This window comes from Desulfovibrio litoralis DSM 11393 (assembly GCF_900143255.1).
GTDB lineage: Bacteria > Desulfobacterota > Desulfovibrionia > Desulfovibrionales > Desulfovibrionaceae > Frigididesulfovibrio_A > Frigididesulfovibrio_A litoralis.
Window position 1 is genome coordinate 432,688 of the sequence record NZ_FRDI01000002.1, and the last position, 13,158, is coordinate 445,845.

At 36.5% G+C, this 13,158-nt stretch carries 11 protein-coding genes; 3 read left to right on the forward strand and 8 right to left on the reverse strand.

The genetic code is table 11. The features are described from left to right. Positions 1–104 precede the first annotated feature (104 nt). Positions 105–2,873, forward strand: a complete 2,769-nt coding sequence (locus BT999_RS01805) for an autotransporter outer membrane beta-barrel domain-containing protein (RefSeq protein ID WP_072695873.1) — start codon at positions 105–107, stop codon at positions 2,871–2,873. 164 nt (positions 2,874–3,037) lie between these two features. Here BT999_RS01805 and BT999_RS01810 read toward each other — a convergent pair whose 3' ends face one another. Beyond that, positions 3,038–3,298 (reverse strand): hypothetical protein, encoded by a 261-nt coding sequence (locus BT999_RS01810; RefSeq protein WP_072695875.1) that lies wholly within the window; start codon positions 3,296–3,298, stop codon positions 3,038–3,040. A 174-nt stretch (positions 3,299–3,472) separates the two neighbouring features. Continuing rightward, entirely contained in the window at positions 3,473–4,237 is a 765-nt protein-coding gene (locus BT999_RS01815) for a hypothetical protein (RefSeq protein WP_072695877.1), read from the reverse strand. A gap of 285 nt (positions 4,238–4,522) precedes the next feature. Here BT999_RS01815 and asnA point away from each other — a divergent pair, with 285 nt between their 5' ends. Together asnA and BT999_RS01825 are read left to right on the forward strand one after the other, a co-directional pair. Further along, complete coding sequence (asnA, locus tag BT999_RS01820; RefSeq protein WP_072695879.1) at positions 4,523–5,533, forward strand: aspartate--ammonia ligase; 1,011 nt, start codon at positions 4,523–4,525, stop codon at positions 5,531–5,533. Between the two features lie 177 nt (positions 5,534–5,710). Beyond that, positions 5,711–6,649 (forward strand): DUF3829 domain-containing protein, encoded by a 939-nt coding sequence (locus tag BT999_RS01825; protein WP_072695882.1) that lies wholly within the window; start codon positions 5,711–5,713, stop codon positions 6,647–6,649. A 115-nt stretch (positions 6,650–6,764) separates the two neighbouring features. Here BT999_RS01825 and BT999_RS01830 read toward each other — a convergent pair whose 3' ends face one another. The 6 genes from BT999_RS01830 to qmoC all read right to left on the reverse strand — a co-directional run bounded on the left by BT999_RS01830 (position 6,765) and on the right by qmoC (position 13,151). Then, the gene (locus tag BT999_RS01830) at positions 6,765–7,370 is read right to left on the reverse strand and encodes a L,D-transpeptidase family protein (protein WP_072695884.1); all 606 of its coding nucleotides are present in this window, start codon (positions 7,368–7,370) and stop codon (positions 6,765–6,767) included. Positions 7,371–7,474: 104 nt separating this feature from the next. Continuing rightward, on the reverse strand, positions 7,475–8,350 hold the full coding sequence (gene thiD, locus BT999_RS01835) for a bifunctional hydroxymethylpyrimidine kinase/phosphomethylpyrimidine kinase (RefSeq protein WP_072695886.1): 876 nt from the start codon (positions 8,348–8,350) through the stop codon (positions 7,475–7,477). After that, the gene (thiE, locus tag BT999_RS01840; RefSeq protein WP_072695888.1) at positions 8,350–9,003 is read right to left on the reverse strand and encodes a thiamine phosphate synthase; all 654 of its coding nucleotides are present in this window, start codon (positions 9,001–9,003) and stop codon (positions 8,350–8,352) included. Before thiE ends, thiD begins: the two co-directional genes overlap by 1 nt. Before the next feature lie 12 nt (positions 9,004–9,015). Beyond that, positions 9,016–10,806, reverse strand: a complete 1,791-nt coding sequence (gene nadE, locus BT999_RS01845) for an NAD(+) synthase (protein ID WP_072695890.1) — start codon at positions 10,804–10,806, stop codon at positions 9,016–9,018. A 320-nt stretch (positions 10,807–11,126) separates the two neighbouring features. Then, positions 11,127–11,864, reverse strand: a complete 738-nt coding sequence (locus tag BT999_RS01850) for a hypothetical protein (protein ID WP_072695892.1) — start codon at positions 11,862–11,864, stop codon at positions 11,127–11,129. A gap of 126 nt (positions 11,865–11,990) precedes the next feature. Next, positions 11,991–13,151 (reverse strand): quinone-interacting membrane-bound oxidoreductase complex subunit QmoC, encoded by a 1,161-nt coding sequence (gene qmoC, locus BT999_RS01855; protein WP_072695894.1) that lies wholly within the window; start codon positions 13,149–13,151, stop codon positions 11,991–11,993. Between the last annotated feature and the right edge of the window lie 7 nt (positions 13,152–13,158).

Below are 13,158 nucleotides of genomic sequence, written 5' to 3' on the forward strand. Positions count from 1 at the left end.
GTAAATCTTTGTGATAAATCGATAAATATATCAAGTAAAATATAATTATCAATTTATCATTTTTTTTATATAGCGAGTCTAAGATAACGAGGCATGTAAGTATAATGTTAAATTTAAAGTACTTAAATAAAATAATTTTATGTTGTTTGGGCGTAGGCTTAATAATTTTTGCTTCTTTGTTAAGCGTTAAGCCTCTAAAAGCTACAACAATAGACTATGATGGTAACAGTGCCTTGTTACAAACAGCTCCAGCGTGGGTAGGATCAGGAAGGACCTTCTCTCTTTTTCCTGGGACAACGGCTAGCCCTCTTGGTGCAAATAATATAATCAACATTAATTTTGCTGCTGGCACAAACCCTAATTATGTGTTTGGTGGACTCAGCCAAGCAGGATCGGCTTATAATAACAGCGTAACTATGACTCTTGGTACTGTTGCTGTGGATATCTACGGTGGCTGGAGTAGTTCCGGTAATGCTTACTCTAATAGCGTAACTATGAGCGGTGGTACTGTTACAGGACACATCTATGGTGGCTATAGCATAACTGGTGCGGCTTATTCTAACAGCGTAACTATGAGTGGCGGTACTGCAAAGCAAAGTATTTTTGGTGGATATGTTAATTCCGGAAGCAAAGATGCTTATAATAATAACGTAACTATGATTGACGGTACTGTTACTTGGGATATTTACGGTGGATATGTTTATACTGGTACTGGCTCGGCTCATGATAACAGCGTAGAAATGCATAAAGGTACTGTTAGAGACCTGTATGGAGGTTATGCTGCTTTTGGCACAGATGGTGATGTTTATAATAACAGCGTAACTATGAGTGGTGATACTTCTACTGCAAGAAACGTTTACGGTGGTAATAGCTATGACGGTAACGCTTATTCTAACCGTGTAAATATAATTGATGGTACTGTTATTTCTGCTATCTACGGTGGTTATGTTGAGGACGGTGGTAGTGCCTATGATAACAGCATAAGCATGAGTGGTGGTGCGGAATATAATCTTTATGGTGGCTATGTTAATGATGGTACTGGCAACGCTTATAATAATAGTGTAACCATGAGTGGTGGTACTGATTGGAATATCTACGGTGGTTATGTTAACGATGGTACAGGAGAAGCTTATTCTAACACTGTATATATGAATAAAGGTATTGTTAATGAAAATATCTACGGTGGCTATATTGATAGAGGCGACGGTTCGGCCAAGGACAACAGCGTATATATGAATGGTGGTACTGTTACTAAAAATATCTATGGCGGTTTTGTTCATGACGGAGACGGAAACGCTAATAACAACAGCGTGATTGTGAATGATGGTATTGTTAATGGGTTGATCTACGGTGGCTATATTGAAAGCGGAACCGGAAACGCTAATAACAACAGCGTAAGTATTAGTGGTGGTACTGTTTTTCAAAACATCTACGGTGGCTATGTTGAATCCGGAAATGGTTCAGCAATAAATAATATTGTTAATATTTCAGGCTCGCCAACTTTCTCGCCAACTTTTGGGACTCTTCCTGCACTGTTTGGTGGTGGTACGAATTCTGGTTTTGGAGATTACAGAACTGGCAATACTTTAAATATTAGTAATAAAGGGCATAGAGTAGATTCAATACAAAACTTTGAAAATTATAACTTCTTATTACCGAGTGATATTCAAAATAATAATGTAATAATGAGGGCGGATGATATTGATCTCGGCATTGATGCTAATATTGGTTTAGGTCTTGGTAAAAATTCCTATGCTTTAAACAATCTAAAGCCGGGTGATAAAATTATTTTATTATCTAGCCAAAATGCACTAGTAGGGAATATTACCAACCAAGGTTCCACTACTTATAACGGAATTCTTACTTCTTATAACTTCAATTTTCCTATAAATCAAAGTGCTCATGAAATTTATATTACCTTAGACTCATTAGAAGTTTCCCCTAACGCTAAAACTTTTTCTGAGGGGAGAGCCGGGGAGTTTGCCTTTATTAACCAAGGCGGAGATTTAGTGAGCAAGCAGGGTTTACAGAGTGCTATTGATGTTACTCAGCGAAGTGGAATTTATCATTTTGGCACTATGTCTGTTGGTTCTTCTCGTTATGAAACCGGTTCGCATGTTGATATAGACGGTTTTTCTCTTGTCTCGGGGCTCAGTGCAGGCAGTCAGCTTTGTTTTGGCAGGCTTGTAGTTGGTGCTTTTCTTGAAGTAGGTCAAGGCAATTATGATTCTTATAATAGTTTTACTGCGACAGCGATTGAAGGTAATGGGAATACTACTTATTATGGTGGCGGTATTTTGGCTCATTATGAGTTGAAAGATGAGGGTCAGCCAAGCTTTGCTTATATTGACTTTTCCGCTCGCTTAGGTAGAGCCGATATAGATTTTAGCACAAATGATCTGGCTGATATAACTGTAAAATATGACAGTGCATCTCGCTATTATGGTTTACACACCGGGCTTGGTTATATTTGGCAAATTAATAAAGAGACTAGCTTAGATGTATCAACAAAATATCTTTGGACTCTTCAAGAGGGTGATAGTGTTGATATTTTAGGCGATGAACTAAAATTTCATGATACTTATTCTCAGCGGTGGCGTAACGGCGTAAGATTAAATTATAAACTAGAGAACAATGCCACTCCTTATATCGGGGCTTCCTATGAATATGAGTTTGACGGAGAAGTAAAAGCCTCAACAAAAATCGGCAATGTAAACACCCCAAGCTTAAAAGGCGGAACAGGGATAGGCGAACTTGGTATAATTATTAAGCCTATGATTAATCATGATTTTAGCGTTGACCTTGGTGTGCAGGGTTATACCGGAGTGCGTGAAGGTGTTAGTGGTAGCTTGCAAATGAAATATGAGTTTTAAATCGTCCCAAATAATATAAATAAATTTCGCTAATACTTTTTGGGTATGCAGTTCTTCCATGATCAAACAGGCAGATGAAAACTGATATAAAGCAAAAGACCAAGACAGAAACAGGGCATAAACAGAGCGGTTTCTTAATATTGTTTTGCTATTGATAAATAAGTTTAATCTTTTTGTTCTGAAAAATTGTAAACAGAAAGGGGCAGAGCGTTTAAAACCATACGTTTTTTCCCGCTTTGTACCAATGCTTCTGCTCCGTTTTGAGTCTGACGCAAGCCGATTATTTTAAGAGGCGTTTCCGAGAGCTTTTTATATTGAATATTTAAACAGCACCAAGTCGGAATCGTATCGCTCTCTTTTTGAATTTTATACCAGATAAGCGGATATTCATCGCCAACCAGAAGAAAGTCTTTTAATATGCACAATTCTCCTTTTTTTAGCTTGCCTGTTTGAGTTGTTCTGTCTCCGGGGGTTGAGTAAAGCGGAATATCTTCCCCGGCAACAAAGAAAAGAGTTTTTTCTCCCCAATAATCTTCAAGGGTATGACAACTTATGTCTGTAATTTTACCCTGTTGGTTAAAATGTACAAAACGGGCAAGTTAAAACATATTATACGCCTCGGCATAATAGGAAATTTTTATTTCTTTACATAAAAAATATTGAGAACCGTTAAAACACCACTGTTCAACATCAAAGAACGGTCCGTTCCATGCAGAAGCGGTTAATATTTTTTTCTCAGCATTAAAACCTGGTTGAAAAGTTATACCATTGTTAAACAAAAGGGAATATTCATATTCTTCGTGAAAAGGTGGAAAGTTTTTTGTATCAAAAGGCATAAATAGAGGTTTTCCGTCTTTATTTTTTCTATCCCAATCTATCAATTTGAATTTTGAGGTGCCTGAACCAATTGCCGCTTGTTCTACAACAAAAAAATCAGGTTTTTGGTCAAAATCAATATCATCTGTCCAAAGAAAAGTTTTAGGCCAATCTTCTGCTTCAATCGGAGTAATTTTTGTCAGATGTTTTTTTTTACCACCTGATAAAACGAATAAATTGTTATCTCGATATTCTATGCTAATGTTTGTCCATTTATACAGGCTATGTTGCTCTCCGTTTTTATCAAAATAAAGATCATCAAGAGAACCGACGAAAAAACCACGAGCAGGTTCGGGAACAGAAAAATATTTTTCTAAAATCATTTTAGCTGCTTGCTTTTCTTTAAGATCTTTTGCATCAATTTTAAGAAAAGGGTTGGTTTTTTCAGAAGATAACGCTTGAGAGCTGGGAACGCTTAAAAGTTGAGTGTTCGTTTTTGTTTCTGCGAGAACTGATAATGTGTTGTTTGAAAAAGAAATAAAGCACATAAAACAGATTGATATAATTATAGTTATTTTCTTTTTAAACATAATTTTAAATTCTACTCTAGCGTGTGTTTTATTGTTTGGGGAATAAATGCTTTGCCTGACAAATAAGAGGTGTTTTTTATCAAATTAAAACAATCAAATCTAAAATAGACTTTTATTTTGTTTAAGATTATAACGAGAACTTCGATAAATAAAAGCAAAATAAATGTGTAATTATATTTTAATAAAAAACAAATTTTGCAATCCCTTGTAACTTTTCAGTTCTTAATAAAAATGGTGTATATTATGAGTAAGTGTTTTATACCTCAAAAAGGATATGTTGAAATATTAACGCCTTATGAAACCCAAGTGGCTATTGGGCGTGTTAAAAGATTATTTGAAGATAGTTTAGCTTCTCGTCTAAACCTAAAAAGAGTTTCAGCACCGCTTTTTTTAAAGGCTAATACCGGTTTAAACGATGACTTAAATGGTGTTGAGCGTCCCGTTTCTTTTGATATTCTTGAAACAAAAAGTTATGCAGAAGTTGTGCATTCTCTTGCAAAATGGAAAAGAATTGCATTGCATCAATATGGTTTTTCTGTTGGCGAAGGGCTTTATACCGATATGAATGCGATTCGCCGAGACGAAGAAATGGACAATATTCACTCTATTTATGTTGATCAATGGGACTGGGAACGTATCATCGACGTGAATAATCGCAATATAGATTTTTTGAAAGGAATAGTTACTCAGATTGTTGATGCTATTTGTGATACCCATGATATAATTCAAAGTTTTTTTCCAAAACTTAAGGGAAGTCTGACGAGAAAAGTTAGCTTTATTACGACGCAAGAGCTTGAAGACCTGTACCCAAATCTTTCCTCTCAAGAGCGTGAACATGCTTATCTTAAAACTCATAAAACCGCTTTTATTATGCAAATCGGCGATGTGTTAAAATCGGGCGTAAAACATGATGGAAGAGCACCTGATTATGATGATTGGGCGTTAAACGGCGACCTTTTGTTTTGGGACGAACTCTTGGAGTGTGCACTTGAAATTTCTTCTATGGGACTTAGAGTTGATGCGAAATCTCTTGATGAACAGTTAAGCAAAGCCGGTTGTGATGATCGTAGAACACTTAATTTTCACAAAGCTTTACTTGAAGGAAGCTTGCCTCTTACAATAGGTGGAGGAATTGGGCAATCAAGGCTTTGTATGTTGTTATTGGAAAAAATTCATATTGGTGAAGTGCAAGTTTCAGTTTGGGATCAAGAAACTGAAGCAAGCTGTAAACAAGCAGGCATCAGGCTTTTATAGTACAAAAACAAAATAATAAATATTTAAAAGGGTTGTGTTTAACGCACAACTCTTTTTTATTGCAGTAGTGGTGAGTGTTAATATTTTTAATCCACAATATACAATTGATATATATTCTTGACAGTCTCACATATGAGCCTTATTTACTCCGAAGTTAATTAAATTTATGGAGACTTTATGTTATTTAAAAATGTTTTTCCTTGTATAGTTATAGGCGTTTTACTGCTTTCTGGTTGTGATAGTTCTAAAGATAACACAACCAGTAACAGTAATAGTGTGCCCCAAGCACCAAAACAACAAAACTCAGACCAAAAATATAGTTTGTTTGTTAAAGCATTTAATTTGTCAAATGGTAATTTTCCTCTGTTTGACAGCTTTAATAAATTTATGGCAAATGATTTTGAGAAGAAAGATCTCTACAATATTGATTATTTAAACAATCAATATATTATTGACGATTCTCTTAAGAAATTAAAAGAGGCAATAGCGATTAAAGACTCTTCGCCTGAATTAACAGAGTTAACAGAGGTGGCACAAAAATATATTGTTGCCTTAGAAGCTTTTAAACCTATTGATAACACAATGAAACAATATGTGGAAACAAAAGCTTATTTAAATGACTCTGTTGCGGATAGAAAAGCAAAAGCTAATCCGTATATTGCTGGATATAAAGAGGTCTTACAAGCGAATCATGATTTTTATAATGCAATTAATAAGGTAGACTTCGAGAAGAGCAAAGTTGCATATGAGTCAGCTCCAGATAAATCTATTGAAAAAGCTATCACTGGTCTGGTTTGGCATGGTAAACAATCGAATATTGCTTTTGAAAAGATTATCTCTTTGCCAAAAGTGGATCAAAATGATTATACAGAATTAACTTCAATTATCACTAATCTTGAGGGTGATATTGCTACCTTGAATGCGATTCCACATACTGGTTGTGAGAGCATACCGAGTGCCGCGAATCACTACATTGGTAATTTGAGAAGCTTTATGAAAAATGCTTCTGATAATCCAAATAAAGCACCAGCTGAATCTGGCTGGGTGAATGCTGTTGGAGATGGATATAATGCGATGATTGATTTTATTAATAACCAGCAATGCCAAGCTAAATAATGTTATTTAGGAGAGTTGTATGGTTTAGACTCTTAATTGAATTTAATAAGGGTTGTGTTTAACGCACAACTCTTTTTTTGTAATGAATTTTTAAGCGAATATTCGCAAGATATTTTTAAGGTAAAATTTCTATGGGAATACCAATTGGCGTGCGTGCATAAAGTTCATCAATCTCATCGTTGGTAACGGCAATACAACCGTAAGTCCAATCATATTCCCGATGGAGAGAACCAAGATAAGCAAATTCCGGAGCTAAACCGTGTATTTTAATATCACCACCGGGGCTTTTCCCTTTGTTTCGGGCAAATTTACGATCTTTGTCGTTGGGATAAGAAACTCCGAGGTTTTTATAAAAAGCACTGTTTGGGTTTTTCCCGTCAATAGTGTAAATTCCTTCCGGTGTTTTCATATCTCCTTGAAATTGTTTATGTCCAACAGGATTTGCACCCAAGGCAATAGAGTAAATACGCACGACTTTTCCCTTACTGTAAGCAGTTAAAAGGCGTTTTTTCTTTTCAACCACTAAACGGTCAAAGATCGTTTTTGCAGTTAACGCTCCGCTTGGATATTCTTTTTGATTATTATCCATAGAAACGGCAGGCGGAACAAAGGCAATAAGAGTATAAAAATAGTATATACCAAAGATTATACTCGCTAATATACAGAATATAAATAGCGAAGGAAATGAACGTTTCTTTTTGGGATAGTGTTGTAAGCCCATAATAATCTCAAAATACTCTCAATAAATAAAATTAGATAGAATGTATTAGTGATATATCTTTGTTTTAATACAGTCAGTTGCGATGAATCTATTTTTTTATAATTTTATATTTTTTTATACAGCGATAAAAAGTTTGGAGGCCCGGCACCAATTCCCGGCGTAAAAGAAGTTTTAAGACTCTGATATAAATATGCTTGTGCCTCTTGGACGGCTTCAATAAGCTCAAAGCCAAACGCGAGTTTTGTGGCGATTGCTGCTGATAAAGTACAGCCAGTACCATGATTATTTTTTGTTTCTACTTTGGGCATTGGCAAGGGAATTAATTCTTTTGTTTCGCCAAGATAAAGCCAATCAATATAATAATCATTCGTTGTGGTTAAAGCATTCTGTAAAAATTCAGGCATGGTTTTTAGCTGGTTGGCAACAGGCTTTGAGCTTGTTTCCATGTGTCCGCCTTTAATCAGAACATTTTTTGCCCCAAGCTTGTTTAATCTTTGTGCGGCTTTTAAAATATCTTCTTGAGTGTTAATTTTTATACCGGTCAAACATTCGGCTTCAGGACAATTGGGCGTTAAAAGGTCTGATAGTGGCAATAAATATTCTTTCAAAGTGGCGATTGCTTCATCTTCCAAGAGCTTATATCCGCTTTGGCTAACACAAACAGGGTCAACAACCAGAGGAAAAGTTTTATCTTTTAAATCACTTGATAAGGCTTTAATGATTTCAGAATTAAACAGCATTCCTGTTTTAGCCGCAGAGATATTAAAACCTTCTCTGATCGTGCTTAGCTGTAAGCTTGTAAACTTGGCAGGCGGGGCGAAAATTCCGTTGACTCCCGCTCCATGTTGAGCGGTTAAAGCGGTTATAACACTTACGCCAAAAGCCCCTAAACAGGTAATAGTTTTTAAATCTGCTTGAATGCCTGCTCCCCCACCAGAGTCAGAACCGGCAATAGTAAGAACGTTAGGGTGGTTATTCATTATTTTTTAGAACCTTGAAATATTGTCCGAATTTCTTTTATTTGAGCAGGAATATCTTGAGCGGAAACAATTTCTGAGACTAAAGCACAACACTTGGCACCGTGTTTTATCACTTCAGCCAAGTTATGTTTTTTTATTCCGCCAATAGCCACAAAAGGCACTGTGCAGTTTTGTACGACATATTCCAAGTATTCAAAACCAACAGCTTCACAAACATCAACTTTGGTCTTAGTCGGAAAAATAGGTCCAACTCCTATATAATTTAATAACCCGTCTTTATATAGTTTTTCCGCCTCAAGGGCTTGTTTGGGAGAGTGAGTCGACAAGCCTATAATTTTAGTTTCGCCCAATAATTGACGAATAGCGGATACAGGCAGGTCTTCCTGTCCTATATGCACACCGTCAGCTTTGGATAAAATTGCAATATCCACATGGTCATTAACGATAAAACAAGCCCCTGATTCTTTGCAAAGGCGACTTATTTCAAGGCATTCTTTGAGCATTTCGCCCATTTTTTTATATTTTTCACGATATTGTATTAATTTAACATCGGCTTTTAAAAGTTCTTTAACAACATCAATCGTGTTGCGGTTTAAAGAAAGTTTTGAATCTGTAATAGCATATATATCAGTATTTAAAACGTTTTTTATCATATTTGCCTTTAGTTATAATTGATAATTGGCGAGTATAGGGCGTCGCCAGCCTCTTGAAAAAGAATTGTTTGTAATACGCAACACAGGTGGAAGCTGATAACGTTTAAATTCGGCTTGTTTTAAAAGAGTGAAGACGCTTTGAACAATATCGGGTTTAAAACCTTTTTCGATAATACTGGCACTATCTAGTTTTTCTGCTAAATGTGCGGACAAAATAGAATCTAAAACAGGATAAGGCGGTAGGCTGTCAACATCTTGTTGCCCATAACTTAATTCAGCTGTTGGCGGTCTGTCAATAATAGTTTGCGGAATTGCTTTGTCCGGGTAAGTTTTGTTATACCAGTTAGCAATACGATAGACTTCTGTTTTCAAAACATCGCCCAAAGGAGATAACGCACCGACTGTGTCGCCATACAAAGTGCAATATCCCATAGCTATCTCCGACTTGTTGCTACAACATAAGACAAGCCCGTTAAACTGGTTGGAAAGAGTCATTAAAATACCGCCGCGAATTCTTGATTGCAGATTTTCTACCGTACGTTCTTGAAGCTCATTAGCCTCAGGGGCGTTAACCGGGTTTGGGGTATTCAACTCTGCTGTTAAGATTAGTTCTTTAAAGGAGTTTAAGGGGTCTTCTATTGGAATAGAAAGGAACTGAATTCCAAGGGTTTGAGCCAATAATTTAGCGTCGCTTTGGGTTTCGGCAGAGTTGATAGAAGATGGCATTGTAACGCCGAGTACGTCAAGCGGGTTAAAGGCATCTGCTGCCAGAGCCGCAATTACGGCAGAGTCAATTCCGCCTGAGATTCCGATAATAACTTTTGGAGAATGATGAGAGGGAATTATTCTGTTAATAAATTCTTTTAAGCCAAGACGCAACGCTCCCCAAATTTCAGGAATATCTTTTGTTGCTTCGTTCGATCTAAATACGACGTTATTTTTTACAGTTCCAACATTAGAATTAAATCCGAGAAGGTCAAGAGATTGATTTGGGGAAGCTCCAAAAAAGCTTGGAACCGGTTCTTCTCTTTTTCCTACATTAACAATTTTTATATCTTGTTCAAAGGCGGCGGCTTCTCTTATAACCTTACCTTTACTGCTTATAAAGGCACTGCGTCCTCCAAAGATAAGACTGTCGCAGGTACCAAAGCTGTTTACAAATAAAATCTGCGTTTTATAATAGTTAGCAAGCTCAGAAAGTTGGTTGCGATAAAATTCGCCTGATTGTTGAGTATAAGGAAGGGCGGCAATGTTTACAATAGCGTCTACCCCATATTCAAGGCTTCTTCCAACTACGTCTAAACAGCCAACTCCATCTTCTGTACATTGGTGGTCTAAGCTATTTAATAAATCAGACCCGACAACAACCATAAAGTTTATGCCGTTAATGCTGAAATGCCCGGGGGTTGTGCCGTGTTCAAAGTAACGTTGGTCTTCAAATATATCATCTAGAGGTAAATGAATTTTACTTGTTAAAACGCTGATTTTTCCTTCGCTTAAGTATAAAGCCGCATTAAAGGCCGGCTTTCCTATTGGTAGGGTGTTAGCGAGCGGTGCTCCGATAACTAATGGTGGAGCAGAGGCAAGCTTGTTTGCAAGTTGATATAGTCTTTTTCTTGCTCTTTCTAAGAAAATAGGCATAGTCAAAAGATTTAAAGGGGAATATCCCGAAAGAAAAAGTTCAGGTGCGATACATAATTCGGCACCTTGTTCTTCTGCCTGTTTAACTGCTGTAAAAATTCTTTTCGTATTTGTGTCAATATCACCGACTATAGATGACATTTGAAGCAGAGCTATTTTCATAGTAGTTACCAAGTAAGTTAAATTAAAGGGAAAGAAAATTTATCTTAAACACTTATACTATTCTATATAAAAATATGTTTTTAGTAAAGTGAGACTATTGAAAAATAGCTTCAAAGTTACTTTTGTTAGGATTGCATTCTTAAAAACTGAAAATACCAATTTAAGACCATTGCAAAAATCTGTTTTGCAATGGTCTTGTTGTAATCATCTTAAGTAATAAAAACAAAACCGCAAAACTTTTATATCTCACAAGGGTAAATATAATGGTTTTACGGTTTTGTTGTTTATTTTGTCTGTGATTAAGTTTTGATTAATTTGTATTAAAATCCAAAACCGTCATTATCAGAACCGGAGGCACCGAAACCAAAAGTATCCGGAACTTCGTTAGCACTTTCTTCAGCTGCTTGCGGTTCGGCAACAGCGTCAGCTCCCGCAACCGCACCGGCCGCTCCGGCAACGGCTAAAGCGCCGAGAGAAGCTTTAACTGCTTTAGTTACAATATCTTTTATTCCGCTTTCAAGACCTGTTTCATCAATTGCGACTTTTCCTTTAAATTGATTTACATTGTCTTTAAGTTCAGCATTTTCTGTGGTTAATGTTTTTACTTTTGCTTCAAGTTGAGCCACTTTCTTTTCAAGCTCTTCCGCTTTTTTCTTAAACGGCTCTAAAGCTTTTAATTGTTTATTAAGCTCAAGTGTTGCTTCTTGTTCTGTTTCTGCGGTTTCTATTGCTTCTTCATATTGATTTAAAATAGCAACAAAAGATTCCATATATTTAGCCGGAATAGGCTCAACAGAAATATTATCACCTAAAGTTCCTTTTTTGCTTTCACAAGCAGAAGACGGAGCTTCGCCAGAGCAACAACAAAGTTTCATTAAGTCTGTATTTAAGCTAAAAAGCCATGCTTTTGCCAGAGGAGTTACAAAACATTCTGCATCTTTATCCAGACTACGCCCGGATAAAAAAGAGAGCATTTCTGATACACCTGCATTGCTTTTTCCGGATAAGAGGTCATGCACGATCTCCATCTTGAAAACTCTGCGTCCTTCGTCAGACATTTTTGCCTCCTTATTATCTGCGAAAACTTTATATTTCGTTTTAAAGTTCAAGTTAAAATATTAGGTGTTGTCTATTGGTTAATTTAATTTTTCTACTTAATTTATTTGATTTATTAAGTGGTTAAATTAACGCCTTCCGATAGAACGCACATAAGTTAAAGCCACTGTACGATAGACCAAATGCCCGAGTTTTGACCAAGGCAGATAGGCAATAAGCATGAATACGGCGATTAAATGTAAATAATAAACAGGGAAGGCAAGGTTTGGAATATTAGCCAAACGCAATATTTGAGATAATACTCCGGTTATGCCTACTGCCCAAATAACATATAAAAGATACCAGTCATACCAATGAGATTGGGTTTTCTTTGGCTCTAAGGCTAAACGACGTTTAGTTAAAAGAGTTAAACCAATCAGCAGAAGAATAGTTCCAACATTGGCGAGAATTTTTATAGGATTAAACCATTCTAAAGGGGTATGAATAGAGATAGCAGGGATAATATATCCACCCCAGTGCCCGACAGCAATAGTGCCGGTAACGATCATTAAAGCGATAAAACCATAAAACAGACTCATGTGTCCAAGTTTACGCTCGGATTTATCAGAGCCACAATCTTGGAATTTTTTATGAGTTGCTATTTCATCTTTGATAACGTCTATTAAATGATAAACCCAATGTTTTTGTTTTCCCAAAACCAAGGTTGTTCCTTCAGGTTTGAAAGATTTTATTAACTTTCGAGAACCGTTCCAAAAGGTAAAAGCAACAAAGAGGAAAACAGCACCAAAAATAGGATCTATGGTATAATTTCCATAAAAAATATTGCCATAAACAATTTTCCCGCTTGGGATCATTTGTCCACCGTGCCAAGCGTTAGCCATAATCTTCCAGACTATAAAGAACAAAATAGCAGGGATAGCAATTAAAATAGGCAGATATACAGGTGAACTCAGCCATTTTCCGATTATACTCGGAGCTGAGAGTTTTTTGTATACCATATTTCTTACAGCCGAGATTAAATCGCTAGGGCTTGCACCTCTAGGACAGAGGTCAGAGCAGTTTCCACAGTTATGACAAAGCCATATATCAGGGTCGGTCATGAGCTTGTCTTTAAGTCCCCATTGTGCCCAAACCATTTCCTTTCTTGGATAAGGTTGAGAGTGAGGAGAGATAGGACAAGCCACACTACAGGTAGCACACTGGTAACATTTTTTGAGAGATTCTCCGCCGACTTCTTGAAGTTCTTTGATAAACTCTAAATCGGGTTTTATTTTAACTGGTTGAGTCATATCAATC

Excerpts from the sequence above, each read along its gene's own strand:
- BT999_RS01850 (WP_072695892.1), bottom strand. The coding sequence starts at position 11,864 with ATGTCTGACGAAGGACGCAGAGTTTTCAAGATGGAGATCGTGCATGAC.
- BT999_RS01825 (WP_072695882.1), top strand. The coding sequence starts at position 5,711 with ATGTTATTTAAAAATGTTTTTCCTTGTATAGTTATAGGCGTTTTACTG.
- thiD (WP_072695886.1), bottom strand. The coding sequence starts at position 8,350 with ATGAATAACCACCCTAACGTTCTTACTATTGCCGGTTCTGACTCTGGT.
- qmoC (WP_072695894.1), bottom strand. The coding sequence starts at position 13,151 with ATGACTCAACCAGTTAAAATAAAACCCGATTTAGAGTTTATCAAAGAA.
- thiE (WP_072695888.1), bottom strand. The coding sequence starts at position 9,003 with ATGATAAAAAACGTTTTAAATACTGATATATATGCTATTACAGATTCA.
- nadE (WP_072695890.1), bottom strand. The coding sequence starts at position 10,806 with ATGAAAATAGCTCTGCTTCAAATGTCATCTATAGTCGGTGATATTGAC.
- asnA (WP_072695879.1), top strand. The coding sequence starts at position 4,523 with ATGAGTAAGTGTTTTATACCTCAAAAAGGATATGTTGAAATATTAACG.
- BT999_RS01815 (WP_072695877.1), bottom strand. The coding sequence starts at position 4,237 with ATGTGCTTTATTTCTTTTTCAAACAACACATTATCAGTTCTCGCAGAA.
- BT999_RS01805 (WP_072695873.1), top strand. The coding sequence starts at position 105 with ATGTTAAATTTAAAGTACTTAAATAAAATAATTTTATGTTGTTTGGGC.
- BT999_RS01830 (WP_072695884.1), bottom strand. The coding sequence starts at position 7,370 with ATGGGCTTACAACACTATCCCAAAAAGAAACGTTCATTTCCTTCGCTA.